Consider the following 25,435-nt stretch of genomic DNA (forward strand, 5'->3'; position numbering starts at 1 on the left):
GTTGTGCGGCATGGTGAATGACCTCGCCCCGCTCCTTCGTCCACATTCGCAGAGGCTCACGCTCCCCGCCTCGGCAGGAAGGCCCCGCGCGGTGACGGGGCGTACGACATCGACGGGCGGGCGTACGGGGACATCCTCGCGGGCCATGGCCTTCAGCGCACCGGACGAGCGTTCCGCACCGGGTGTGACGCGCGGGGAGCAGAAGCGGAGATCCACCGGTCGGCCGTGCCCGGCCGGACCGACCACTGGCCCGGCACCCGGACCCGCCACGAGGTCGAGGCCGACGGGTGGCGGGCCGTCACCGGCGTCTCGGATCTGAAGCTTCCCTGCACCCTCACGCGATACGGCAACGGTTCCTGGTCGAGCCGGCGTGCTTGATCGCCGTTCCACTGGGGCGGACGCTGAGCCGGCACGACCCAACCTCGAGCGATACCGGCAGATGCGCGACGAACACGGCGCGGGTGAGCACCGCTTGGTGCAGTTCGGTGCCAAGCGGGTCGGCTGGTCCCGGTCAGGCTGCCGGGGCGGTCAGGACGGCCTTGGCGGCCAGCCGGAGATTCCTGATCATCGGATTCGGGTCGCCCTTGCGGCTGACCAGGACGACCCGGCTGGGGGGAGCGCCCTCGATCGGGACGGTGACGAGGTCGGGACGCAGTAGGCTACGCCGATCGCCGACCGGTAGCACGGCGATCGCCCTGCCACTCGCGACGAGTTCGAGCTTGTCCTCGTAGCTCTCGATCGGCGGCACGCCGGCCCCGAGGATCCGGTAGGAAGTCCAGTCCGCGGTCTCGAACGCGCACGGCGCCGCCTCCTCGCCGGCCAGTTCTTCCGCGGCCACCGACGCGCGGTCGGCCAAGGGATGGCCGCGCGGGACCACGAGCATCCGGGGTTCCTCGTACAGCGGGGTGGTGAACACGTCGTCGGCGGCGAGCGGCAGCGGGGCCCGCGCGATCAGGGCGTCGACGCGCTTGTCGGACAGCGCCCCGACGTCGCGGCAGTTCAGGTACCGGGTGGCGATCTCGGCGTCCGGGTGACGGCGGCGCAGTTCCCGTACGGCGGCAGTGATCACCAGGTCTTCGACGTAGCCGATGACGATTCGTTCGGTCTCGGCTTGTTCACGCACGACCGACTCGGCCTGGCGGGCGGCCTGCAGCAGGGCTTGGGCCCGGGGGAGGAACTTCTGGCCGGCCGGAGTGAGCCGGGTGCCCTGGGGTACGCGGTCCAGCAGTCGTGTGCCGAGATACTTCTCGAGCCGTTGGATCTGGCGGCTCAGCGCCGGCTGGGCCACGTGCAGGTCGGCGGCGGCCCGGCCGAAGTGCTGGTGCGTCGCCACCACGGTGAAGTAGCGCACCAGCCGCAGTTCCAGGTCCTGTCCGAGATCGTTCACCCTTCCAGCGTACGCGTCATGCCGTTTCGGAATGACCAGGTTGCCGAACCGGTCTTGGACGGACATGCCGTCCTGGGCCTTGACTGAAGGAACAACGTTTCCCCGAGAAAGCGACAGGCACGATGAAGGCGATCCAGTTCCACGAAGCGGGCGGGCCGGAAGTTCTGCAGTACGACGAAGTGCCGGTCCCCGAGATCGGCCCGGGCGAGGTGCTCGTCCGGGTGCACGCGGCGGGCATCAACCCGCCGGACTGGTACCTGCGTGAGGGAATGAAGGTCATGCCGGCCGAGATGAGGCCGGCGCTGGAGTTCCCCCTGACCCCCGGAACGGACATGTCGGGCGTGATCCAGGCGGTCGCTCCGGACGTGCTGGGGTTCGCCGTCGGTGACGAGGTCTTCGGCATGCTGCGGTTCCCCGGATTCGACGGCCGGACGTACGCCGAGTACGTGGCCGCGCCGGCTTCGGACCTGGCTCACAAGCCGGCCGGTATCGACCATGTGCAGGCGGCCGGTGCGCCGATGGCCCTGCTTACGGCCTGGCAGTACCTGGTTGATCTCGGCCACGACGTGCCGTCTCCTTTCACCGGCCGGGTGCACCAGCCGGTGCCGATCACGCCAGGGATGACCGTGCTGGTCAACGGGGCCGCCGGCGGAGTGGGCCACTTCGCGGTGCAGCTGGCGAAATGGAAGGGGGCACACGTGATCGCGGTGGCCTCGGGCCGGCACGAGCAGTTCCTGCGCAAGCTCGGCGCCGATGAGTTCATCGACTACACCACGACGCAGGCCGCGGACGTGGTCAGCGGTGTCGACCTGGTGATCGACACCGTCGGCGGCCCGGACAGCTCACGCTTCCTGACCGTGCTCAAGCGCGGCGGCACCATGCTTCCGGTGTTCTTCGCCGAGTACGACCCGGAGGAGACGGCGCGTCTGGGCATCACGGTCTCGAACATCCAGGTGCGTTCCAACGGCCCCCAGCTCGCCGAGATCGGGCGCCTGTTCGACGAGGGCAAGCTCCAGGTCGGGGTGGACAGCACCTACCCGCTGCCCGAGGCGGGCAGCGCACACAAGCGAGCCGGGCAGGGCCACATCCAAGGCAAGATCGTGCTGACGGTGGTCTCGTGATCGCCGAACTCCAGCAGGCGGTGGCGAACTACGCCCACGCCCTGGACGAGCTGAATGTGCCCGAGCTGGAAGCGGTCCTGACCGAAGACACCACCTGGACCTTCACGATGCCCGGACAGGGAGTGCTCGGCCCGGTCGCCGGACGCGCGGCGGTGCTCGACTTCGTCCGTGCCGGGCATGCGGCCCAGACCGGAAAGGTGCGGCACCACCTGAGCAATGCCGTGGTCACGACCGCGGACGCCGCCACCGCTGAGGTGCGGGCCTATCTGGTGCAGACGAGGAACACCGGCGAGAGCATCCAGATGATCTCGACCGGGGTCTACAGGTTCGGCCTGCGCCGGTCCGACGGTGGGTGGCGGATCGCCGAGCTCACCCTGACGCTGGACAACGCCTTTTAGGGCGGGGCCGGCACTCCAGCCGTAGATCGTTCTTGGCTGGTGTTGCCTATGCTCTCCGCGGTTTGCGTGGCCTGCCCCGGCTGCCGTACGGCCGGCTTCGTCCCTGGGCCGGCGTCGCGGCGTCGAACCGGGCCTTGCCGGCCATTGCTCGTGGTTCAGATACGACCGTGGTCGCAGTCGATCGCCACGGGACAGCCGAGGCCCGGCCGACCAGGGGCATGGTCTCGTCGTGGTGCGGAGCGAACTGCGCAACGGTGACGGTGGGTATCTGATAGTTCAGGCTGCGGACGTGTTCGATGAACGCGTCTGGCAGCGAAACACGGTGCGTTTCCATGTATAGGCCGCGGCCACCGTCGATCATCGGTCTGTGAAGACAAACGATCACGCGGTGGCCGCGGGTGACGGCGTAGCCACTCCCCGCTGGCAGGAAGCCTTCGAAGGCCTGATGGACCGCGCCACCGGCGAACTCGCCTGCCGCCGCTGCTCCTCACCCTGGACGAGCACCACCTCCGCCGCTGCACGTCCTGGTCCCGCTGGGTCACCCTCGCCATGCTCGCCCATGCCTTCCTGGCCGTCGTCCGCGCCGACGAGCATCGTTTCCGTCCCGGCCCCGCCGACCCTGATACCGATGACCTGCAACGAAATCCAGCGACTTTTCATAGCTCTCGTCGCCCGACCCGTCCACGGGGCCGGCCACTGGCTTCGCCTGGTCCCACTGGAGGCGTCGTCATCAAGCCCGTTCCCAGCTCGGCAACTACAAACGCCAAGCGGCGACCCAAGCATGATCGTGATCAACAGTTGGAGTGCTGGGCAAGGGCGAGCGCCCAGTCGGGTGAACCGGTCCAACAGGCGCGGGGGCGCGGTCTTGTTCGTCATGGGCCCGTCCGTCTGGCTCGGCTCCGCCCGACGTCTTTCGTGCGGCGGCAGGTCCAGGCCGGCGGCTGGAGGACCCGGGTGCTCACTCTCCACCCGCCGCCGCGGGTGAGGCCCTGCTGGTGCTGACGCATGCCACTGGCGGCCACCTGGCGACCTACATCATGAAGTTCTCTCGTCACTCGGTCGTCGACGCCTGAACCCGCCCGCGAACGGACCGGCGTACCGACAGGTCGGTCCGCCTCATCGAGCGCTCGTCGCCGTCGGCTGAATGCCTCGAGGCCACGCAGCCGAGTGAAACGCGGTCCCGCACAGCGCTCGTGCCACGGGGAACCCGCGGACTCCCTGTTGGATGACCGCAGGTACCCACGAGTGAGGTGAGGGCGTATGGCGGACAGCAGCGTGGACGCACAGCCACCGGAGGGGCTGAAGGCCGACGCGATCGGGTTCGTCGACGCACTCGTCATCGGGCTCAACTCCACCTCTCCCGCGTACTCGCTGGCCGCGGTCGTCGGCCCGGTCGTGGTCCTCGTGGGCGTCTACGCCCCCGGCGTGATGGTGGCGTCCTTCGTGCCGATGCTGTTGATCGCGTCGGCGTTCTACTACCTCAACAAGGTCGACCAGGACTGCGGAACGACCTTCTCGTGGGTCACCCGCGCCATGGGGCCGTGGGCGGGCTGGCTCGGGGGCTGGGCCATCGCGATGACCGGGGTCCTGGTCGTCGGGTCGCTGGCGGACGTCGCCGTCACCTTCGCCCTGCTCGCCTTCGGCCTCGACAGCTGGGCCGACAACGACCTCGTGCGCCGACTGCTCGCGGTGTTGCTCATCGTCGTGATGACCGCCGTGTGCGTCGCGGGCACCGAGATCTCGGCCCGGGTGCAGAACGTCCTCATCCTCGCCCAGGTCGCCTGCCTGCTCGCCTTCGCCGTCGTGGCGATCTACCGTGTCTACGCAGACAAAGGCATGTCCGATTCCGTCGACCCGTCGATCAAGTGGCTGAACCCCTTCGGCGCCGGAGGCGCTTCGCTCACGGCCGCTCTGCTGCTGGGCGTGTTCATCTACTGGGGCTGGGAGTCGGCGGTCAACCTGACCGAGGAGACCGAGGACCCCGCCAGCGCGCCCGGCAAGGCCGCCGTCTGGTCGACGGTCGTGCTCCTGGTGACCTACGTCTCCGTCGCCTTCGCCGTCGTGGCCTACGCCGGAACGACCTTCCTGACGGACAACGCCGGAGAAGAGGAGTTCGTCTTCGCGCTGCTGGCCGGCGAAGCGATGGGAGACTGGGACTGGGTCGTCCTGCTCGCCGTCTCCACCTCCGCGCTGGCCTCGACGCAGACGACGATCATCCCGGCGTCCCGCACGGCCCTGTCCATGGCGCGCCGGCACGCACTGCCCCGGCACTTCGCCCACATCCATCCACGCTTCCGCACGCCCGATGTCAGCACGTGGTGGGTCGCCGGCATCGCCATCGCCTGGTACATCCTGGTCAACCAGATCAGCGCCAACGCCCTGTTCGACTCCCTCACCGCGCTGTCGCTGTTGATCGCCTTCTACTACGCGCTCACCGGGGTCGCCTGCGCCGTGTACTACCGCCGCCATCTGACGGAGAGTCTCCGCAACTTCGTACTGATCGGGCTCGGCCCACTCGTCGGCGCGGGGCTGCTCGCCTGGCTGCTGGTGGAGTCGGTCACCGACATGGCGGACCCGGCGAACTCCTACAGCGGTGTCTCGTGGTTCGGTCTCGGACCGCCGCTCGTCATCGGGATCGGCATCGCCGTCGCAGGCGTGGTCCTCATGGTCGTGTGGCGGCTGATGTCTCCGGCCTTCTGGTCGGAACGCCCTGATGCGGCCGATCCCGAGCTCGTGCACCGGAAGGAGCACTGACATGGCGGTGATCCTCGGATACGACGAGTCCCCAGGCGCGGTCCGCGCCCTGCGAGTGGCCTTGGAGCTGTCCGCGGCGTTGGCCGAACCTCTCGTCCTGGTCTACGGCGCCGCTGCGCCGGGAGGCTCGGGGGGCGAGTACCGGACCCACCAGGAGGCCGTTCGCGAGGTCGGACGCGAGGCACTCGGTCACGCTGTCGCAGCGGCCGACGCCGTCGGTGTCGCGACGACCGTCGAGATCATCGACCAGAAGCCGGCGCAGGCCCTCCTGGACTCCGCGTCGCGCCATGGCGCGCGGTTCATCGTGGTCGGCAGCTGGGGAGAGAGTCCCGTCCGCGGTGCACTGCTGGGCTCGACACCTCACAAACTGCTTCACCTCTCACCCGTCCCGGTGCTCTGCGTCCCGATGGAGGCATGAGGTGGTGACGGCCGTCCCAGGGCGGGTGGGACATGGCCCTCACGGCGGCGGCATGGCCGTGTGGTCCGGGAACCGTGGGCGCAGGGACACCCTTGTACGCGCCGTAGAGGTCTGTCGACTGTGGTGGCCGTGTGCGGATGGCGCCGGGACCGCCCGGTGGCCGGCTCGGCCACACCCCCGAGGGGCCGAACCGGCGCCTCCGGGGCTGGTGCCGCCCGCGGGTACGGGTCCTCGTCGACGCCGTCCCTTCCCGTCACGGGCCTGGTGGACGAAGGCCGCCTCCGCCCAGTCGCAGTCGTCGGCAGCAGCGTGCTGGTCAGGCCGTGCGTGTGTTCCGTGCCGGGGCGTGGCGACCGGAGTCTGACCGTGTGGGCTTCCCCGTCGACGTTGCGTTCGCCGAGTTCGTCCCGACTCTCCCGGTCGGGGCGAACTGGCGCTACGAGCCCAAGTTATGGACAGGGTTTGTTGCTGTCCGTTGTCCGATGCCCGTTGAGAGCCCTCCGTCGTAGATCCCCAGCCGAACCGAGCCGAGCGAGCCGACCTCAGGCCAGGGTCTGGGCGGCGTAGAGGGCGCCGAGGGTTGTGGCGAGGGTGCCCGAGCAGGAGGCGTAGGACTCGTTCGGGCAGGCGGGGTTGGAGGCGTGCGCCGAGGCACCGCCGATCAGTCCGCCGGTGCCGCAGGCGAGTCCGAGCCCCCAGTCGGGGGCGACGTCTCCGGAGCTCACCAGGGACAGCAGTGCGTAGGCGGCGGCGCCGACGAGGGACGTGGCGAAGGTGGCGGCGAGCGCGGCCGGGGCGACGCGTGCGACGGGCAGGCCGCGTCCGGCGAGGATCGGGCCGAGGAGGGAGCCGCCGCCGATGCCGTAGATGCCGCCGACCACTTCGACCGCCAGGGCGAGACCGGTGAGTGCGCGTGGAGGCAACTCGCCTGCGGACGGCTTCTGACGGTGTGCCCGGGTGAGGGTGCGCAGGCACAGCCACAGGCCGAGCGGCAGCAACAGGGCGGCGATCAGGAGCCGGAAGACGCCTGGGCCGGGGAGGGCGAAGACGCGGATGGCGGCGCCGAGCACGACGCCGGGCAGCGTGCCCAGCACCAGGCGCCGGGCAAGGTCACTGCGCAGGGCGCCGTCGCGGCGGTAGCGCCACAGAGCGCCGGGTCCGGCGACTACGTCGAACAGCAGGTTGGTCGGGGTGACCGCCGGGCTGGGCACACCGAAGACGCTCAACTGGACAGGAAGGAGGAAGACGGCTCCGGACACGCCGACCGGCGCGGTCACGATCGCGATCAGCAGGCCGGCGGCCAGCCCTCCCGCCGACGTCCAGTCCACCGGTGCCCCCGTTTCGCCCGCCCGGTCAGTATCAGCGCCTCGGCTGCCGTGAGGGTGGCCTGCAACAAGATGTTCATGACGGCGGGAGCAGCCGGACGCGTCCGCGTCTTCTTTCGAGGGGACGGCGGTCGGGACGCAGCAGTTGGCTATGGTTCGGCAGGTGAGCCGCTGAACCCGGGGCTCTCGCCCATGACGCGGTACATGCCGGTCGAGTCGTGCAGGGCGGTGTCGGCGAAGCCGAACTTCTCGTAGAGGAAGCGTGCGGGGCCGTCGGCGATGAGTGAGACGTAGGCGGTGGCGGGCGCCCGGCGCTCCAGCTCGGCGGTGAGCGCGGCCATGATGCGCTTGCCGAGGCCGCGTCCCTGGTGCGCGGGGTGTACGCACATGTCGACGATCTGGAACGCGGTACCGCCGTCACCGATGATCCGCCCCATGCCGATGGGCTTCCTCTCGTGGTGAAGAACCACCCCGTGCCAGGTGTTGGGCAGGGCGAGCGCGACCGCCTCGGGGTCCTTGTCCGAGAGGCCGGCATCGGTGCGCAGGCGGCGGAAGACCTCGACGGAGGGCACGCCCGCGCTCAGCACGTACGAGTCGTTCAAGCTGTCCACTTCCGACTGTCCGCTTCCGATCGTGCGGTGTGTGCGGTGACGGCCTGCCCCGGTGCTCGGCTCGTTGGTCGGTGGCCGGTTTCGGCGTGGTCGCCGTGGTCGCTGAGCTGTGCTTCGAACCAGTCATGCAGGGCGTCGACCAGTGCGGGCTCGTCGGTGGTGTAAGTGAGGGTGGCCCCGTCGGACCGTTCCCGGTAGCGCACCTCGACGCGTTCGTGGCCGTCTTCCAGTTCTGCCAGGCCGGGCATGGTCTCTCCGTGGATCTGGGCGGGGTCGCCGAAGTCTCCCTGGCCGAACGCCTTGGCCTCCTGCTGGAGGTGGGTGCGTAGGAGATTGATCTGCTTGGCGTCGTCGGGCTGGTCGGCGACGACGTCCTGGACCCCGCCGGCCTCGGTGGGGGTGAAGTGGTGGGTGGTCTGTTCGAGGTCGAAGGGCATCACGGTCCGGCCGCGTTCGGCGACCGCTTCCTGCCGACCGGTTCGCCCGCTGTCGCCGTCCTCCTCCATGACGCCGATCAGGAGGACTGCGGCCAGTGCCGCTGCGATACCTGTCGCGGTGATGCAGGCCGTCGGCAGCCGACGCTTGCTGTATTTCATCCAGGGCCTCCGTGTCGTGGGTGGGACGGCCGGCAGGGTGCATGGGGCGGTGCATTCGGCTTCGCTGCGCCGAGGCCGCCAAGTGCCGGCGCGGCCCGTCCCTGCCGGACTCTGGGGCTGTCGGCTTGGGCCTACTGCTGCTTGGCGGGGATCAGCCACAGGGTGATGACGGCGGAGACCGCGGCCAGGCCCGTGGCGACGAGGAACGCGTCGTCGAAGCCGGAGCCGGTCTGGGCGCCGGTGTGGGCGGCGATGCTCGTGGCGGCGGCGCTGGAGACGGCCGCGGCGCCGGCCGAGGCGCCGAACTCGTGGAAGGTGCTGACGATGCCCGACGTCACCCCGGCCTCGTGGGGTGCGACGGTGGCGAGCGCGGTGGCGGAGGCGACGACGAACAGGGCGCCCAGTCCCGCCGCGGCGACGCTCACGCCGGTGACCATCGCGGCGGTTCCGGACCAGAGCACCGGCAGGAGGAACCCGGCGGCAGCGACGGCCAGGGAGACCGCAGCCAGCAGCCGTGCGCCCAGCCGGCCGATCACCCGGCCGGCTGCTGCGGCGGCGGCCATGGTCAGCAGCGCCACCGGCAGGAACAGCACGCCGGTCATCAGGGCACCGTGGCCCTGTCGGTTCTGGAGGTAGAAGGAGCCGAGGAAGAAGGCCCCCACCATCAGCGCCGTCGTGACAGCGATGACGAAGGTGCCCGCCACCACCGGGCGTCGGCCGAGCAGACGCAGATCCATCAGCGGCGCCGCCGCCCGGCGCTGCCAGAGGGCGAACGCCGCGTAGGCGGCTGCCGCGGCGACGACCAGGGCAACCGTGACGACGTTCAGCCAGCCGTGGTCACCGGCACGGATCAGGGCGTAGATGAAGGCGCCGGTCGCGGCGGCGACCAGAACGGCGCCGGGTATGTCGAGGGAACCGGTGCCCGCGCGGGGCAGGCGGGGCAGGATCCGGGCGAGCGCGACGAGGACGACCAGGCCGACGGGGACGTTGACGAAGAAGACCCAGGCCCAGCCAGGACCTGCCGTGATCAGTCCGCCCAGCAGCACGCCGAGCGCGGCGCCCCCGCCGCCGAGCGCCGACCAGATACCCAGCGCGCGGTTGCGCTCGTCGCCGTCGAACAGCCGCACCACCACCGACAGAGCGGCGGGCGAGAGCATCGCGGCGCCTACCCCCTGGGCGATTCGCGCGGCGAGCAGCAGCGGGGCACCGGTGGCGAGTCCGGCGGCCAGCGACGCCGCGGTGAACACGGCGAGCCCGGCCAGGACGACCCTCTTGGGACCGAACAGGTCCGCGGCCCGGCCGCCGAGCAGCATCAGGCTCCCGAACGTGAGGGCGTATCCGCTGACCACCCAGGTCAGCGCCGCGCGGCTCAGGTCCAGTTCCACGCCCATCTCAGGCAGTGCGATCGCGACCACGGTGATGTCGAGAATCAGCATCAGCTGGGCCAGCCCCAGCAGCCCCAGGGCCGTCCAGCGCAGCGGATGCGGTGCATCCGGTGCGCGTGTGGTGGTGGTTTCCGTGTCGCTCATGACGTCACCCTTCGCCGTTAAGTCGTACAGGTGTGTTCACGTTATACGCCCGGGGGGTATAAGCCAAACAGCGCTGTACGACTTACTGGGGTACTGTGGGCGCATGGGCAGCAAGAACTCCACCGCCGCCAAGCGCGCCGACGCGCTGCGCAGCATCGAGGCGATCGTGCAGGCCGCCGCCGAATGCCTCGGACGCAACCCCGAGGCGAGCATGAGCGAGATCGCACGGGCCGCAGGCGTGGGCCGGGTGACGCTGTATGCGCACTTCACCTCCCGGGCTGAGGTCGTCGACGCGGCGATGAGCCGCGCCATCGACCGAGGCAACGAGGTCCTGGACACGGTCGACCTGACTGATGACCCGCGGCTCGCCCTGGCCCGGTACATCGAGGCCGGCTGGCACCTGGTGGACGAGGCCCAGGCGCTGCTCGCCGCCGCGCAGCGGGAACTCCCCGCGGGGCGCATCCGCGAACTGCACGCCGGGCCCGCCGCCCGGGTCGAGGCGCTGGTCGCCCGTGGCCGCGCCGAGGGAGCTTTCCGTACGGACCTGCCGACCGCCTGGATGGTCAATGTCCTGCACGCGGTCATGCACAGCGCGGCAGAAGAGATCCGCGCCGGCCGTCTCACCTCCGACCGCGCCGCCGACCACATCACCGCCACGGTCCTCGCCGCCTTCACGTCCCCGGGCACACCGGTACCCGAGACCGGCGGCGGGGCCCGCCGGTAACCCGAAGCGAAGAGCTGCGAACCCCGAGGAGTCCTCGGCCGGTCCGCCCGAACGGTGATCTCGGCGGCGAGGCCGGAGACGAACTCGGTCACCAGCTCCCGTCTCACCGTGCGGAACTCCAGCTCGCCGCCGGCTCCTCATCCGGCGCTGAAGTGCCGCCCGCGCCAAAGGTGTTCGGATCCTGTGGGTGCCGACCGCTGGCCCAGCTCGCGGCGGACCGCGGTGTTCAGCACAGTGATGCGGGCGACCATGCGCAGGCCACCTGAATCGTCGTAGCGGCCCAACAGGATCGTGAGCGGACTCTTCGGCGAGCCGGTGACCGCGGCGGTCACCGCTTCCCACGTGATGCGGGACCACTGGCGAAGCGCCGTGATCCGGAAGCCGCAGTATTCCCCTGACGGTTGGCAGGTGCGCGTGATCGCCCCGCACACCTGGACGAACCGGGTCGCCGTGATCCACCCCGACGACCCCGACCCTCGCATGCGCGCCGAGCGGGGCGAAGCGATCCGCTGAAGCCGCTGCTGCGCCGAGTCAACAGGGCGGCATCGTAGGCCGGTGCGCGACTGCGAGAGCCGGGTCGGCCGTCGTCGGAGCGCACGGTGGCGGTATGGGGAGGGACGGGGCGCCCCGGCTGCGGCTGGTCGTGGTCACTGACGATGGCAGTGGGCCGCGGTTGTGCCAGGGGTGTGGTGGTCCGCTGATGCCGTCGGCGAAGACGGCGCCCCTGCTCTGCTCGTCGGCGTGCCGGTCGTGCCATTGGCGGCGGATGCGGCTGGCACGGCGCGGACCGAGGCGGTGCAGGCCGACGTGACGGCTACTGCACCGAGATGCCGCACCAAGATGCAGCGCCGGGTCGGTGGCGGTCCAGTTCACCGTAGATGTCCACGACCACGTCGGCCACGGCCTCACCCTCCTCGTGACGCCCCGACTCCGCCGACCGGAGGGCGAGGCTGCCTGCCGCGGGCGAGCGTGAACAGGAACATCTCCGTCCGGTTGCTGTCCAACTCCCGGTGGCACGCCACGTCGGTGACCGCGGCAAGCTCCTCCTCGACCCGGCCGAACTCCGTCATGTCAACAATGTTCGCCCTGTCATGACGCATCGTTTTGTTGCTGCGCACGGAGGCGCCGGCCCGTTTCCGGACTACCGGAGGACCGGCGTCCGCGAGTAGGTCGTCGACTCGCCGACCACGGCAATGTTCGAGCGGCTTCAGTCGCATCACGAACGATGACCGCGTGCGGTGCGCTCGCCGAGGATGATCACAGCCAGAAAACGAGTGTGCGGTTGCACAGCCTTGACCGATCATGGAGTGTGGCCGAACTTCTGACGATCAGCACCTTGACCTTGCAGCACAGGATTCCGGACGACTGGGCGGCGGATCCCTGGGCCGAAGTGCATCCTCTGATCGACGGCGTGGACGTCCTGAAGGAAGTCCATCCGGAAGGCCTCGGGCTCAGCTGCCGACACTGGAGGGGGCCGGCCGAGAGCTGGCCGCTGGCGGTCACGGAGGAACCCCGCCGGATCATGATCACCGAGCCGACCTGCACGGCAGGCTGCTGCGGCGCCCTGTACGTCACGATACGCCGCGAGGGCGATCAGGTGATCTGGGGCGCCTGGGAAAACACCAGCAACATCACAGCGGTGCCGGCGGACTTCCGCTTCGACAGTGCTCAGTACGAGGCTGAGCTCGCGCGGGCCGCTGCGGACCGCAGCTGGGAAGAGCCAGTGGACACCGTTGCTCGGCTCCTCGAGCAGACGCTTGCGGACAGCGGCTGGTTCGAACGGTGGGGCTGTGTTCTCACGAATTGCTGGCCACGACGTGAGGAGCCCGGCCTCCGCGAGGAGTTCACCAGCCCCCAGGGCGTTGACGTCGACTTCCACCAGGTCCGGGGATCAGGCGAGAGTACGGACCTCTACCGGTACGAGTTGTTCGTCACCCGCGATCACCCCGTGGAGGAGCAGGTACGGCGGCTGACGGACCGCATTCTGGCGGACGATCCGCGGAAGACCGCTGAGATGCAACGCTGAGGACCGGCTACCGGTGACACGGTCGCGACGGGGCGGCATCGGGCAGCCGGAACGACGACGTGGCTGAACGTATGAAACCGACGGTCATCATTGACACCTGGGTCTCCGATCACTACGGAGATCCGCATGCCGAAGTCCACCCCCACCGCCCCACCGCCCCGCCGCTTGACCGTGTGGCCAAGCGGCGTCCGGCCGTCATACGCCATGTCGAAGAGGTCACCGGGAACGTCGCGATGTCCTGCCGGTACTTCGGGATCAGCCGGCAGGCGTACTACACCTGGTACCGCCACTACCAGGCACCTCCGTCCGGGAACCTACTCGGACGTTTCGGTGATCTCCCCTTGGTTGACGACCCCGAATGGAATATGGACACTCGGGGTTGTCTGGGAAGTTCCTTTGAGGTGAATTTCCTGGTCGTCGAAGAAGATGTGAGGCCTCAGTACATCCATGATCGAACTCTTGTCGATGCCGCCGAGGAAGAAGGCGTCATTGACTGTCACTCCCCACTTGTTCAAACTCAGTATGGCGCGCTCATGCGCTGGCGCATTGCGTGCTGTAACGATGGATACATGGACGCGGATCGTATAGTTTTCATTCTCCCTGCGGCGTTCCTCCTCTTTTCGCTGCAGTTTGTTTATTTCGCGTAGGAAGTCTCGGAGTGGGCCTGCGTCGTGAGGGGTGGCGACGTTCATGGTCTCGTGAGCGCGGAATCCCTCAATACCGTCCTGCTGGAAGACGCGCTCCGATTCGTCGCCAGCGAGGACGCCATCGAAGTCGAAGGCGATACGCAGGTCCCTGTCCTCCGGGTCGTCGGCTACGGCGGAACCCAGAACCCGTCCAGCGGGTAGCCCTTCGGTCACGGCTTCCCGTACGTCGTTCTCGTCCGCGGACAGGAACAGGGACATGTGCAGAGCGCGCATGAACTTGTACGGTGCTCGGCCTTGCATGAATATGGCGCGGCTTATGGGTAGGTCGTGTGACTTTATGGACCGCATGACTCGAAGGCCCGTGTCAGGGTCGTTGCGGGAGAGGATGATGACTTCGACCAAAGGGTCGCCGGTAGGGTTCAGGTCATTCAGTGACAGGATGCGGCGAATGAAAGGAAAGGCGACACCTGGTTGGAGGGTGTTGTCGAGATTTGTTCGCTGATAGATGCGATAGCCCTCCTCGCCTTCCTGTCGGAATACCCCATCCGATTCCTCGAGGTCGAACAGGGCACTCGATGCTATCCCGATGACCAGCCGGTTTTCGAGGCTATAGGGCGGCATGGCGGCCCCCTTTCGTGGGTCGGAAGGTTTTCCTGTCTCTCTACGAGCCCATCCGCCCAGCCCTGGCCGAGGGCCCGGACCCTCCATGCAGGGTGGCCGTCGGCATTGTGCCGGTAGAACTCGGAAATGACCATGGCCCGGATGGAGAGGCCGGCGGGGCCCTCCTGCTGTTTGCCGAGGAGGAGATGCTCTCTTAACGCCGCTCTTCGCGGGCTGGAATCGGCACGGCCGTCGGCCGCCACTCTCGCCTGATCAACCCGAACACCCACGAGTCGGATACCTCGCCGTTCACGACGCAGTCCTCCCGCAACGTCCCTTCACGCACGAATCCGATCTTCTCCAGGACCCGGGCGGATGCCACGTTGCGCGTATCGGTCTCGGCCTGAACTCGATTCAGGTCCAGTGTGTCGAATGCCCACTGCAGCAAGGCGTGCGCGGCCTCCGTCGCATAGCCGTGGCCCCACATCGCATCGTCGAGGACGTAGCCCAACGACGCGCTGCGGTAGTCCGGGCGCCATCCGGTCAGACCGCACCAGCCGACGAAGGCCCCGTCAGAAGCGCGGTCGATGGCCACCCGCGCTCCGGTGCCTTCGTCCGCCATCTTCCGGCACATGTTGATGAAGCGTTCGCTGCGGGCCCGTTCGTTCCACGGTGGGGAGTCCCAGTAGCGCATCACGTAGGTGCTGCTGTGCAGCGCGAAGAGCGGGTCCGCGTCGGCGTCGGTGAAGGGGCGCAGTCGCAGGCGAGCGGTGGGCAGTATGGGGGTGGCCAAAGTCATGCGCACCATCCTGTGTCCTCATGGGGCGGGCAGAACACCGAATATCCGATCCCGGTCCGGCCCTCACGACCAAGGCACCGCCTACCAGCAGACCCTGCACGGCACGACTGCTCGGCCTGCCCGCCGACGACCCAGACATGAACGTCACCCACAGCCGCCTCGCCTGCCAAGGCTTCCTCACCCAACCCGGACGAGGCCTCTACGAGAAACGGACTTAACGACCTCCGAGAAAACTCACGCACGCGTGCCAGGGCTTCCTGGTCGTCGGTGAGTTGTCTGCGCGTCACGATCGTCTTCCTACCGGATCCGCCCCCAGGCGGATCCGGATCGGCAAGCTGTCAGGACGGCACGGCGGGGCAGCTGGTGCCCCGGGGCGGGACTGCCAGGTCGGTGAGGTAGCTGTCCACGGCGTCCTCCATGCACGGGCCGCTGGTGACGCTGCCGTGGCCGTGGCCCTCGTAGGTGAGGAGCACGCCGCTGCGGCCGAGCTGCCGGGCCACCGAGACCGCCCACGGGTAGCCGGTGGCGGGGTCGTGCAGCGCGTTGGAGACCAGGATCGGCGGGGCACCGTGTGTGTCAAGGCGGTGCTGCGGGTTGGCGGTCGGCGCGCCCAGACACGCCGCTGCCATGTGTATCGGCAGCAGGTAAGGCAGGTCAGGCGCGGTCTTGTTCATCATGGCGACGAGCGAGGCGTACTCCTGGTAGTCGCGCACGGGCAGGTGCCAGTCCGAGCAGAAGACCGGGGTGGCCGGAGGCAGCGGCGCTATCGAGGTGGGCGACGCGGGCAGCGGCTTGCTCGCGTCCATCCCCGCGATCGCCGTGGCCAGGCCCGCGAAGTCGGCCTGGTAGAACTTCCGGAACGCGATCTTGTTGACCAGGTCCGAAGAAGACAGCGAGGTGCCCGGCTTCGCCGGGTCCTCCAGCTCGCCGCGCCCGGCCCGGGCCAACAGGCCCTGCCAGACGGCGCGGACGTCGCGGGCGTGCAGCGCGCAGTCCGCGGCACCGTCGCACCACTTCACGAACTCCTGGAATGAATCCTCTGCGGTGGCCGCCTCGGACTGCAGGAAGCCACGGGTGGTCCGGACGCTGTGGTCCATGACGCTCTCCAGCACCATCGCGCGCACGCGGCGCGGGTAGGTCTCGGCGTACTGTGCCCCGAGCAGCGTGCCGTACGAGCTGCCGTGGAAGGTCAGTTTCCGCTCGCCGAGGGCGGCCCGGAGGGCGTCCAAGTCCCGGACCGTCTGGGCGGTGTCAAGGTGGTCGAACACCGGGCCGGTATGGGCCCGGCAGTCGGCACGGAGCCGCCTGTTGTACGCCATGGTGGCGTCGAAGTCCGCCTGGCTCTTCAGCTCCGGTGACGGCCGTTTGGCAAGCAGGTCGCCTGAGCAGGTCACCGGGCTGCTGCCGCCCACGCCGCGCGGGTCGAAGCTGACGATGTCGAACCTGCGGCGGGCCTCGGGGCTGAACCGGCTGATACGGCGCACCACCATCTCCACACCCGAGTCGCCCGGCCCGCCGGGGCCGAACACCATCGAGCCGACGCGTGCGCCGGGGTCGGTGGCCTTGCGGCGGGCAACGGCCAGGTCGAGTCTCGGCCCGTCCGGGTGGGCCCAGTCGACCGGCACCGAAAGGATGGCGCACTCGGCTCCCGGCTTCGCCGGATCGTCACACGGTGCCCACCGCAGGGCCCCGGTGGCAGACGGCGACGCGTGGACCGCGGGAGCGGCGGCGAGGCCGGTGATGACGGCCATGGCGGTTCCCACCACCATGGCCGTGCCCTGCGCGGCGATGCGCCGCATGGCGGATCTGCTCCTTAACGGCATGGATCCTCCTCCTCGTGAAGAGAGCGGTCGTGTCAGGCGTGCGGGCCCGGCCGGGGGCACCGTCGTCACGTTAGGTGCACTGTCGCTTATGTGGTGCCCCTGTCAGGGGTTTTTCCGGGTCAGGTCGGGGAGCGCTCAGGGGCGTTCGGGGCGCGGGACGAAAACGGTCAGGGTCGGGTCAGGGGAAGGGATCCGTCGCAGTCTCCATCGATCTGTCAGCCACGACGCCGACCTCTGCAAAGAGGGAAACACCGTCGAACTGCTGACCAACAAGCTCAAGGCCGCGGCATCGCCACCCGATACGACAAGACCCCACAGACAGCTACTTCGCCGGCCTGCTCCTGCGTGCCTCGATGATGTGGGTCAACTTGTGGGTGCAGCCCGCCGACCCCGGCCACCGCACGGGCGCCGGGGTCAGCAGTCCCGCCGGCCGGCGAACGCACGGTCGTCGACTGTTTCCACTCCGGCGAGCTGCTGCCGGGCACCATTGCCAAACCATTGGCAATGGCACACCGAATCGTGTGCTCACCTGCAGTCATAATCTTTTTCGCGTGGGCGAATCTGGCTTTGGCGACTGTGTTTGCTGAAGCCCGAGATGTCTTCGGCCGCGCACTGACCGGCAATCAACTTGCGGCGCATTCGCCATGTCTTGGTCGGCAGCCACCACTTCCACCCCTACTGCTCTGGAGACTTCCCCTCGTATGTCGGCCTCCTCCGGGCGCCACGCCCGCCCCCGCACCCCGGTGTTGCGCAACACCACCACCGCGGCGTCACTGGCCGCCGCCGGGATCGGCGCCGGCCTGTTGGGTGCCACCGCCGCCCAGGCCGCCACCCCCGCCGGCGCCACCCCGGTCAGCAGCTACACCGTCGTCAGCGGCGACACCCTGTCCGGCATCGCCGCCAAAGAGCATGTGCCCGGCGGCTGGGCCGCGTTGGCCAAGGACAACCACATCGCGTCCCCTTACGTGATCCACCCTGGCGAGAAGCTCAACCTGCCCGCGGGCTCCTACGTCACCAAGCCCGCCGCCCCGCCCTTCCCGGTCGCGGTCGCCGTCGGCAAGGCCACCCAGGTCATCACCGTCAAAGCCACCGGTTCCCACGCCACCGTCACCAGCTGGCAGATGAGCGGCGGCAGTTGGCACCAGGTCGTCACCACCGCCGCCGCCCGCATCGGCTCCAACGGCGTCACCAGCGGCACCACCCGCAAGCAGGGCACCGACACCACCCCCACCGGCACCTACACCATCACCCAGGGCTTCGGCGTCGGGGCCGACCCGGGCACCAAGATGCCGTACCACAAGGTGACCAGCGTCGACTGGTGGGTCGAGGACCCCACGTCCGCCTACTACAACCAGATGCGGACCTCCACCCAGGGCGGCTTCCACCTCACCGAAACCGGTGACGACGGCAGCGAGCACCTGATCGAGTACCCCACCCAGTACAACAACGCCCTGGTCATCAACTACAACATGGACCCGGCGGTCAAAGGCCGCGGAGCCGGGATCTTCCTCCACGACCTCGGCCCGCAAGCCGGCCCCACCGGAGGCTGCGTGGCCCTGCCCGCCGCCGTCATGACCCAGATCATGAAATGGATAGACCCCACCGGCCACCCCGTCATCGCCATCGGCTAGCCGGGCTTTCGGTCTGGTGATCCCGGCACCTTTGCATTGCATTCAGCGCGCCATTTTTTGGTCAGATTTTGATCGTCAGAACTAATCCATGACTCACGCGAGTCCATTTCCAGGGGGCAGGCCTGCTATGGCAAAGGGAGAAAACCAACCGACCATCGGAACGGGGAGACGTATACCCCGGCCTTCCCTCGTGCGGGGCCTCCTCGCGACGGCGGTGACGATGGCCGTCGCGCTGACGACCCTGGCCGCCGCGCCCGCGGCGCACCGGCAGCCGCCCGTCCCACGGAACACCGAGCCGGTCCCGGTCCACGCGGTCACCTCGCACTACCTCAAGCCGAAGAAGCTGCTCTCCTGGAAGCCGGCCAAGGTGGTCTGGCCCACGGGCTCCGCCCGCGTCGACCTGCCCGGTGCCGGAGGGCGAGCCGGGTCCCTGCCGGTGTGGCTCGGTACAGCGGGCCACACCGCCGGCACATCGCACGCCGCCGCCACGTCGCCGGCCGCCGCCGCATCGCACGCCGCGTCGAGCCGGTCCGCGAGCCGTGCGACGGTCACGGTACTGCCCCGGTCGGCCGCGCAGGCCGCGGGTGTCGACGGCGTCCTGCTGAGCGTCGTACCCGACGCGGGGACTCAGGCGCGCACGGCGCGTCTGACCGTGGACTACCGGTCGTTCGCCGACGCCTACGGCGCGGACTGGGCCTCCCGGCTGCGGCTGGTCGCGCTGCCCGCGTGTGCGCTGACCACCCCGAAGGCGCCTGCCTGCCGGACCGCGACCGCCCTGAAGTCCAGCAACGACGCCGACACCGGCCGGGTCTTTGCCGATGTGGCACTGAGCTCGTCCACGGTCTCAGCGCCCACCGCGAAGGCTTCCACCGCGAAGGCTTCCGCCGCGAACGCTTCCACCGCGAAGGCTTCCGCCGCGCCGGCCGTGATGGTGTTCGCCGCGACGTCGTCGTCCGGCGGCGGCGGTGGCGGTGACTTCACCGCCACGTCTCTCAAGCCGTCAGGTTCATGGCTGGCGGGCGGCAGCACCGACGCCTTCGACTGGTCCTACCCGCTCAGCGCCCCTGCCGTCCCGGGCGGGCTCACCCCGGGCCTGAAGATCAACTACAACTCGCAGAGCGTCGACGGACTGACCTCCTCGACCAACAACCAGGCGTCCATCGTCGGCGACGGCTTCTCGCTGCCGGAGAACTACATCGAGCGTTCCTACCGGTCCTGCCACCAGAACCCGTCGGGGACGACGAAGACCTGGGACAACTGCTGGTCCGACGACAACCAGTTGACGCTGTCGCTCAACGGATCGACCACCTCGATCATCAAGGACGACACCACCGGGACCTACCGAGCCCAGGGCGACACCGACGAGCGGATCCAGTACCTGACCGGGGCCTCCAACGGAGCCCAGAACGGTGAGTACTTCCGCGTCACCACCCCCGACGGCACCCAGTACACCTTCGGCCTCAACCACCTGCCCGGATACGCCAGCGGTAACACGGCCACGAACTCGGTGCTGACCGAGCCGGTCTACGCGACGGCCTCCGGGCAGCCGTGCTACAACGCCACCTTCTCCTCCTCCTGGTGCCAGCAGGGCTACCGATGGATGCTGGACTACGTCAAGGACACCCACGGCGACGTGATGTCGTCCTTCTACACCGACGACACCGACTACTACGCGCGGGACCTGGGCAGCACCGCCAACACGCCCTACACACGCGACGCACGGCTGACGAGGATCCAGTACGGCCAGCGCGACGGCTCGGTCTACTCCACCAGCCCCGACGCCCAGATCTCCTTCACCTACAACGGGCGCTGCAAGACCGCCCCGACCGGCTGCGCGGTCTCCGGCCTGTCCTCCTCGACGGCCACGAACTGGCCGGACGTCCCCTACGACCTGAACTGCGCCAACGGCGCCTCCTGCACCTCGCAGTCACCGTCCTTCTGGTCCGAGTACGAGCTGACCGGCGTCCAGACGCAGGAACTTGTCGGGACGACCGAGACCAACGTGGACTCCTGGGCGTTCACCTACGCCTTCCCGGCCACCGGCGACGCCACGACCCCCTCGCTGTGGCTGTCGTCCATCGTGCGCACCGGCCAGGACACGAGCGCCGGCGGCTCGACGGGCTCGCTGAGCACGGCGCCGGTCACCTTCTCCGGTACACCGATGTCCAACCGCGTCGACCTGACGGACGGTTACGCACCCATCACCCGCTACCGGTTGAACACGATCACCACCGAGTCCGGCGAGGTCATCAGCGTCGGCTACTCGGCCCCGGCGTGCGGGAGTTCGACGCCGGGCGACGACAGCCAGAACACCTCGCTGTGCTTCCCGTCGTACTGGACGCCCAGCGGGTCGACCTCGCCGATCAAGGACTGGTTCAACAAGTACATCGTCACCACCGTCACCCAGCAGGACCCGACCGGCGGCGGGGTCGCCGACGACACGGTCACCACCTACACCCCCGTCGGCAGCCCGGCCTGGCACCACGACGACAACCCGCTGACCCCCTCGAACCAGCGCACCTGGAACGAGTGGCGCGGGTACCAGGGGATGAAGGTCTCCACGGGCACCGCCCCGGACCCGAAGACGGAGACGGACTACGCCTACTTCCGCGGCATGGACGGCGACACCCTGCCGGGCGGCGCGACACGGTCGGCGAGCATCACGGACTCACGCGGCGACACCGCCGTCCCGGACTCCGACCAGTACGCGGGAATGACGTACGAGACGATCCTCTACAACGGGTGGAACTCGGGCAAGGCCGTCAACGACACCGTCACCGACCCGTGGTCGTCCCCGGCCACCGCCACGCACACGCCCGGCGGCGGGCTGCCCGCCCAGAAGGCCTATCTCACGGGCACCGCGCGCACCCGGGTCTACACCCCGCTCGCCTCCGGCAGCACCCGTGAGACGGAGACCGACAGCACCCACGACTCCGACGGCCGGGTGACCAAGTCCGACGACAAGGGCGACGTCTCCACCGCCTCGGACGACATCTGCGCCACCACGGCCTACGCCGACAACACCTCGGCCTGGATCCTCGACACCCCCGACGAGACCGACACCGTTTCGGCCGACTGCGCCGACACCCCTTCGCTGCCCGGTGACGCCGTGTCGGACAAACGGATCTACTACGACGGCTCGGCCACCTTCGGGGCGGCGCCGACCGTCGGCGACCCGACGACGATCCAGCAGGTGACCTCCTACAGCGGCTCGACACCGACCTGGTCGACGATGTCCACGCTGACCGTCGACGAGTACGGCCGGACCCTGTCCAGCACCGACCCCGACCAGCGCACCACCCACATCGCCTACACGCCGACGACCGGCGCCTCACCCACCTCCGTCACCACCACCGACCCGCTCACCCACACCGTCACCGAGACCCTCGACCCGCTCCGCGGCCTGGAGCTGAGCAAGACCGACGCCGCCGGCTACATCACCAAGGCGCAGTACGACGCCCTCGGACGGACCACCGCGGTCTTCCGTCCCGGCATCACCGCGGCCGCCGCCAAGTACACCTACGCGCTCTCGCAGTCCTCGCCCAGCGTGGTGAGCACCCAGACGCTCAACGACGACGGCAGCTACGCCGTCAGCGAGTCGCTCTACGACTCCTTCCTGCGCCTTCGGGAGACCCAGACCGGCACGGTCGACGGCGGACGGACCGTCACCGACACCGTCTACAACACCGACGGCTGGGTCGCCAAGACCACCAACCCCTACTACACCACCGGCGCTCCGGGCACCACGCTCGTCCAGGCGCAGGACGGCCAGATCCCCTCCGAGACCGGCTTCGCCTACGACGGAGCGGGCCGCAAGACCCTGGCCACCGCCTATGCGCTGGGCACCGAGACCTGGCACACCGGCACGGTCTTCGGCGGGAACTTCACCACCACCGTCCCGCCGGCCGGCGGAGTCGCCGAATCCCAGCTCACCGACGCCCGCGGCAACGTCACGGACCTCTACCAGTACCACTCCGGCGTCCCGGCCGACCCGGTCGACGACCCCGGCGGCGACTACTCCGACACCCACTACACCTACAACCCCGACGGCTCGAAGTCCGGCGAGACCGACCCGGCCGGCAACGCCTGGAGCTGGCACTACGACCTGCTCGGCGACCAGACCTCCGCGAGCGACCCGGACGCCGGCACGTCGAGCGCGACGTACGACAACGCCGGACAGATCCTCACCACCACCGACTCCCGCTCCAAGACGACCAGTTACTCCTACGACGGGGGCGGGCGGAAGACGGCCGCCTACGACACCACGGGCGGCGCCACCCCCTCCACGGGCAACCAGATCGCGTCCTGGACGTACGACACCCTCAAGAAGGGTCTGCTCACCTCCTCGGCCTCCTACCAGCTCGGCACGTCCAGCCCCACGGTGACCGACACCGTCCTCGCCTACACCAACCTGGGCGAGGCGGCCGCCACCCGCACCACCCTCGCCGACCTCCCGGCCGGCGTAGCCGCCCTCGCCCCCTCCGGCGGCTACACCACCTCGTACACCTACAAGACCACCGGCACGCCGGCCACCCAGCAGGACGCCGCGGCCGGCGGGCTGCCCGCCGAGACCATCGCCACCGGGTACGACCAGTACGGCGACCCCACCAGCCTGGCCAGTACCGGCACCACCGCCTGGACCTACGTCAACGCCGTCGGCTACGACGAGTACGGCCACCCGCTGCAGTACTCCATGGGCCCCACCACCGGCTGGGTCGACCTCACCCTGCAGTACGACCCCCAGACCAACCAGCCCACCGACGCCAAGACCACCGACTCCAGCAGTTCCACCGTCGTCGACGACACCTCCTACAAGTGGTCCGACAACGACCTCTCCAAGGGCACCGGCCTGCTCGCCTCGGTGACCGACGCGCAGAACGGCGGCGCCACCTCCGACACCCAGTGCTACGCCTACGACTGGAACGTACGGCTGTCCGCCGCCTGGACCGCGACCGACCACTGCGCCAACGCCCCGGCGGCCGGCAGCAGCTCCACGGTCGGCGGGCCCGACCCCTACTGGGAGAGCTGGACCTACCGCGCCGACGGCGAACGGCTGACCGAGACCGACCACGACACCGGCGGCGACACCACCCACGACACCACCACCACGTACGCCTACCCGGCCCCCGGCTCGGCCACCGACCAGCCGCACACCGTCACCTCCACCACCGCCACCGGACCGGGCGCGACGGCGGACACCGCCTCGTACACCTACGACAGCGCGGGTGACACCACCGCCGTGGGCGGCGGCGCCCTCGGAAACCAGACCCTGACCTGGAACGACCAGGACAAGCTGGCCACCGACACCACCTCCGCCGGGAGCACCGGATACCTCTACGACGCCGACGGCAACCTCGTGCTGCGCACCGGCCCCGGTCAGGCCACGCTCTACCTCGACGACGAGGAGATCGTCGAGAACACCAGCAGCCACGCCCTCAGCGGCACCCGGTACTACACCCTCGGCGCCACCACCATCGCGGCCCGCAGCAGCGGCGGTGACATCCAGTACCTGATCCCCGACCGGCAGGGCACCGACACCCTCTCCATCGACTACCAGACCCAGGCAGTCACCCGCCGGCAGTACCTCCCCTTCGGCAAGGTCCGCGGCGCCGCGGCCGGCTCCTGGCTCGGCGACAAGGGTTACATCGGCGGAATCTCCGACTCCGGCACCGGCCTGGAGAACCTCGGCGCCCGCGAGTACGACGCACAGACCGGTCGTTTCGTCTCCCTCGACCCCCTCCTGGAGTCCTCCGACCCCACGCAGATCTCCGGCTACGACTACAGCGGGAACGACCCGGTCACCGGCAGCGACCCCACCGGAGACAGCTGGTTCAGCTCCATCGGCAACGCCGTCTCCGACTTCGCCCAGACCGCAGGCGACGTCATGCAGCGCACCGACTGGGCCCAGGCAGCCCTCGGAGTCGGCGAACTGATACTGGGCGCGGCTGCCGACACGGGCGGCACGGCCCTCATGGCGACGGGCGTCGGCGCTCCCCTGGGAGCGGCGCTCGACGTCGCGGGCACCGGACTGGCCGTCTCCGGAAGCGCCACCGCCATCGCGGCGGTCGCGGGCCCGAACATCGCCTACGCGGTACAGGACGGCGACGGCGGCGGCGGGAGCGGCGATCCCACGCACGAGGCCGCGTCGGGCGGCACAGACGCCGGCGCCTCCAGCCTCCGCAACGAACACAAGGGCCCCGACGGCAAACCGCTGCTGACCGAGGAGAACGCCTACAAATCCCTCGAGGGCGGTCCGGACGACACGACGGCGGAGGTGAACCCGGAGGCGAAGGGAAAGAACGAGCAGGGCCAGAAGAACCCGGACATCAAGTTGCTGGACCGCCAGGGGAACGTCGTCGGCTACCGCGAGGTCAAGACGATCGCGAACCCCAAGCAGGCACGGTTCATGGAGCAGCTGTCGAGTGCCACCAAGCAGCTCAAGGCCAAGGGAATGAAGATCAACGAGATCTTCTTCCAGGTGCCCAAGACATCGGATGCCTACAAATGGCTCGGTGACTGGCAGAAGCAGCCGGGCCGGGACATCTCCAAGTGGCGTGGGTACACCGTCCGCGTCGTGGACGACACCGGCGAGGAACTCGGCACCTATGACCTGGGGGATTCCGGCCTCCATGACCTGAGCAAGGGCGGCGGAGGCGGAGGCGGCTCCGGGCCCACGGACGCGGAGAGAGCCGGGTTGTTGAACAAGGAGAGGGCGATGGAGGCAGAGGGTTTCTGAGCGCCCTCCCACCGGCAGGGGGCGCCGCGCCGCGCCTCCTGCCGGACCGTTTCACGAGACAAGGAAGACATGTCGCTGACCCGCGCGGCGGCGGTGGGGCGGGCCCGCGCCGCCTTCGACCGCGTTGCCGGGGCCTTCCCCCGACGCCCCGGCAGACCTCCCGGCGGCGTTGCGGGCATTCTGCGACGTACTCGGGCCCACGAGCGCCATCGCGCCGGAGGAGCTCCTCAGGGACCGGGGAGACTTCGTGCCGGCGGCTGCGTTCGACGCGGAACGTGCGCTGGGCCGGGTCGGCGAGTTCCTCGACGAC

The 25,435-nt window shown here is 69.3% G+C and carries 17 protein-coding genes and 2 pseudogenes; 10 read left to right on the top strand and 9 right to left on the bottom strand.

Annotated elements, in window-relative coordinates; genetic code table 11:
- Positions 1 to 511: 511 nt before the first annotated feature.
- Positions 512 to 1,387 carry a LysR family transcriptional regulator gene (locus AB0J04_RS11140; RefSeq protein WP_363168084.1) on the bottom strand — a complete coding sequence of 292 codons (876 nt, stop codon included), beginning with the start codon at positions 1,385 to 1,387 and terminating at the stop codon, positions 512 to 514.
- Positions 1,388 to 1,509: 122 nt separating this feature from the next.
- Between AB0J04_RS11140 and AB0J04_RS11145 the strand changes: the two genes are divergently transcribed.
- The 5 genes and pseudogenes from AB0J04_RS11145 (at position 1,510) to AB0J04_RS11165 (ending at position 6,078) form a co-directional block, all read left to right on the top strand.
- Positions 1,510 to 2,508, top strand: coding sequence for an NADP-dependent oxidoreductase (locus tag AB0J04_RS11145; protein ID WP_363168085.1), 999 nt, complete (start codon positions 1,510 to 1,512; stop codon positions 2,506 to 2,508).
- Positions 2,505 to 2,906 (top strand): nuclear transport factor 2 family protein, encoded by a 402-nt coding sequence (locus AB0J04_RS11150; protein WP_363168086.1) that lies wholly within the window; start codon positions 2,505 to 2,507, stop codon positions 2,904 to 2,906. The genes AB0J04_RS11145 and AB0J04_RS11150 overlap by 4 nt, the downstream gene beginning before the upstream one ends.
- A gap of 492 nt (positions 2,907 to 3,398) precedes the next feature.
- Positions 3,399 to 3,691 (top strand): annotated as a pseudogene (locus tag AB0J04_RS11155) (IS701 family transposase); the annotation flags it as partial.
- Positions 3,692 to 4,166: 475 nt separating this feature from the next.
- Positions 4,167 to 5,660, top strand: a complete 1,494-nt coding sequence (locus AB0J04_RS11160; RefSeq protein ID WP_363168087.1) for an APC family permease — start codon at positions 4,167 to 4,169, stop codon at positions 5,658 to 5,660.
- A gap of 1 nt (position 5,661) precedes the next feature.
- On the top strand, positions 5,662 to 6,078 hold the full coding sequence (locus tag AB0J04_RS11165) for a universal stress protein (RefSeq protein ID WP_363168088.1): 417 nt from the start codon (positions 5,662 to 5,664) through the stop codon (positions 6,076 to 6,078).
- Between the two features lie 542 nt (positions 6,079 to 6,620).
- Here the strand turns inward: AB0J04_RS11165 and AB0J04_RS11170 are convergent.
- From AB0J04_RS11170 to AB0J04_RS11185, 4 genes and pseudogenes are all read right to left on the bottom strand, one after another.
- Positions 6,621 to 7,406: pseudogene (locus tag AB0J04_RS11170) on the bottom strand (sulfite exporter TauE/SafE family protein).
- 146 nt (positions 7,407 to 7,552) lie between these two features.
- A complete protein-coding gene (locus AB0J04_RS11175) occupies positions 7,553 to 8,014 on the bottom strand; it encodes a GNAT family N-acetyltransferase (protein WP_363168089.1) in 462 nt (153 codons plus the stop codon).
- Positions 8,002 to 8,610: an aspartate carbamoyltransferase gene (locus AB0J04_RS11180; RefSeq protein WP_363168090.1), complete on the bottom strand. Its 609-nt coding sequence runs from the start codon at positions 8,608 to 8,610 to the stop codon at positions 8,002 to 8,004. The genes AB0J04_RS11175 and AB0J04_RS11180 overlap by 13 nt, the downstream gene beginning before the upstream one ends.
- A 131-nt stretch (positions 8,611 to 8,741) precedes the next feature.
- The gene (locus tag AB0J04_RS11185) at positions 8,742 to 10,139 is read right to left on the bottom strand and encodes an MFS transporter (RefSeq protein WP_363168091.1); all 1,398 of its coding nucleotides are present in this window, start codon (positions 10,137 to 10,139) and stop codon (positions 8,742 to 8,744) included.
- A 103-nt stretch (positions 10,140 to 10,242) separates the two neighbouring features.
- Between AB0J04_RS11185 and AB0J04_RS11190 the strand changes: the two genes are divergently transcribed.
- Both AB0J04_RS11190 and AB0J04_RS11195 read left to right on the top strand, forming a co-directional pair.
- A complete protein-coding gene (locus AB0J04_RS11190; RefSeq protein WP_363168092.1) occupies positions 10,243 to 10,863 on the top strand; it encodes a TetR/AcrR family transcriptional regulator in 621 nt (206 codons plus the stop codon).
- Positions 10,864 to 11,154: 291 nt separating this feature from the next.
- A complete protein-coding gene (locus AB0J04_RS11195; protein ID WP_363168093.1) occupies positions 11,155 to 11,376 on the top strand; it encodes a hypothetical protein in 222 nt (73 codons plus the stop codon).
- A 392-nt stretch (positions 11,377 to 11,768) separates the two neighbouring features.
- Here the strand turns inward: AB0J04_RS11195 and AB0J04_RS11200 are convergent, their stop codons facing one another.
- On the bottom strand, positions 11,769 to 11,933 hold the full coding sequence (locus AB0J04_RS11200) for a hypothetical protein (protein ID WP_363168094.1): 165 nt from the start codon (positions 11,931 to 11,933) through the stop codon (positions 11,769 to 11,771).
- Between the two features lie 239 nt (positions 11,934 to 12,172).
- On the opposite strand from AB0J04_RS11200, the gene AB0J04_RS11205 reads away from it, so the two are divergent.
- Positions 12,173 to 12,889 carry a hypothetical protein gene (locus tag AB0J04_RS11205; protein ID WP_363168095.1) on the top strand — a complete coding sequence of 239 codons (717 nt, stop codon included), beginning with the start codon at positions 12,173 to 12,175 and terminating at the stop codon, positions 12,887 to 12,889.
- A gap of 314 nt (positions 12,890 to 13,203) precedes the next feature.
- Here the strand turns inward: AB0J04_RS11205 and AB0J04_RS11210 are convergent, their stop codons facing one another.
- The 3 genes from AB0J04_RS11210 to AB0J04_RS11220 all read right to left on the bottom strand — a co-directional run bounded on the left by AB0J04_RS11210 (position 13,204) and on the right by AB0J04_RS11220 (position 16,758).
- Entirely contained in the window at positions 13,204 to 14,157 is a 954-nt protein-coding gene (locus AB0J04_RS11210) for a 5'-nucleotidase (protein ID WP_363168096.1), read from the bottom strand.
- A gap of 193 nt (positions 14,158 to 14,350) precedes the next feature.
- Positions 14,351 to 14,935 carry a GNAT family protein gene (locus AB0J04_RS11215; protein WP_363168097.1) on the bottom strand — a complete coding sequence of 195 codons (585 nt, stop codon included), beginning with the start codon at positions 14,933 to 14,935 and terminating at the stop codon, positions 14,351 to 14,353.
- Between the two features lie 338 nt (positions 14,936 to 15,273).
- Positions 15,274 to 16,758 (bottom strand): alpha/beta hydrolase, encoded by a 1,485-nt coding sequence (locus tag AB0J04_RS11220; RefSeq protein WP_363168098.1) that lies wholly within the window; start codon positions 16,756 to 16,758, stop codon positions 15,274 to 15,276.
- A gap of 701 nt (positions 16,759 to 17,459) precedes the next feature.
- On the opposite strand from AB0J04_RS11220, the gene AB0J04_RS11225 reads away from it, so the two are divergent.
- Positions 17,460 to 18,389, top strand: a complete 930-nt coding sequence (locus AB0J04_RS11225; protein WP_363168099.1) for a L,D-transpeptidase family protein — start codon at positions 17,460 to 17,462, stop codon at positions 18,387 to 18,389.
- Positions 18,390 to 18,579: 190 nt separating this feature from the next.
- Complete coding sequence (locus tag AB0J04_RS11230; protein WP_363168100.1) at positions 18,580 to 25,125, top strand: RHS repeat-associated core domain-containing protein; 6,546 nt, start codon at positions 18,580 to 18,582, stop codon at positions 25,123 to 25,125.
- Positions 25,126 to 25,435 lie beyond the last annotated feature (310 nt).

This window comes from Streptomyces sp. NPDC050263 (genome assembly GCF_040655955.1).
GTDB lineage: Bacteria > Actinomycetota > Actinomycetes > Streptomycetales > Streptomycetaceae > Streptomyces.

Coding starts and splice junctions, on each gene's coding strand:
- AB0J04_RS11180 (WP_363168090.1), bottom strand. CDS start 8,610: ATGAAATACAGCAAGCGTCGGCTGCCGACGGCCTGCATCACCGCGACA.
- AB0J04_RS11210 (WP_363168096.1), bottom strand. CDS start 14,157: ATGCCGCCCTATAGCCTCGAAAACCGGCTGGTCATCGGGATAGCATCG.
- AB0J04_RS11185 (WP_363168091.1), bottom strand. CDS start 10,139: ATGAGCGACACGGAAACCACCACCACACGCGCACCGGATGCACCGCAT.
- AB0J04_RS11200 (WP_363168094.1), bottom strand. CDS start 11,933: ATGACGGAGTTCGGCCGGGTCGAGGAGGAGCTTGCCGCGGTCACCGAC.
- AB0J04_RS11165 (WP_363168088.1), top strand. CDS start 5,662: ATGGCGGTGATCCTCGGATACGACGAGTCCCCAGGCGCGGTCCGCGCC.
- AB0J04_RS11220 (WP_363168098.1), bottom strand. CDS start 16,758: ATGCCGTTAAGGAGCAGATCCGCCATGCGGCGCATCGCCGCGCAGGGC.
- AB0J04_RS11215 (WP_363168097.1), bottom strand. CDS start 14,935: ATGACTTTGGCCACCCCCATACTGCCCACCGCTCGCCTGCGACTGCGC.
- AB0J04_RS11145 (WP_363168085.1), top strand. CDS start 1,510: ATGAAGGCGATCCAGTTCCACGAAGCGGGCGGGCCGGAAGTTCTGCAG.
- AB0J04_RS11160 (WP_363168087.1), top strand. CDS start 4,167: ATGGCGGACAGCAGCGTGGACGCACAGCCACCGGAGGGGCTGAAGGCC.
- AB0J04_RS11225 (WP_363168099.1), top strand. CDS start 17,460: ATGTCGGCCTCCTCCGGGCGCCACGCCCGCCCCCGCACCCCGGTGTTG.
- AB0J04_RS11190 (WP_363168092.1), top strand. CDS start 10,243: ATGGGCAGCAAGAACTCCACCGCCGCCAAGCGCGCCGACGCGCTGCGC.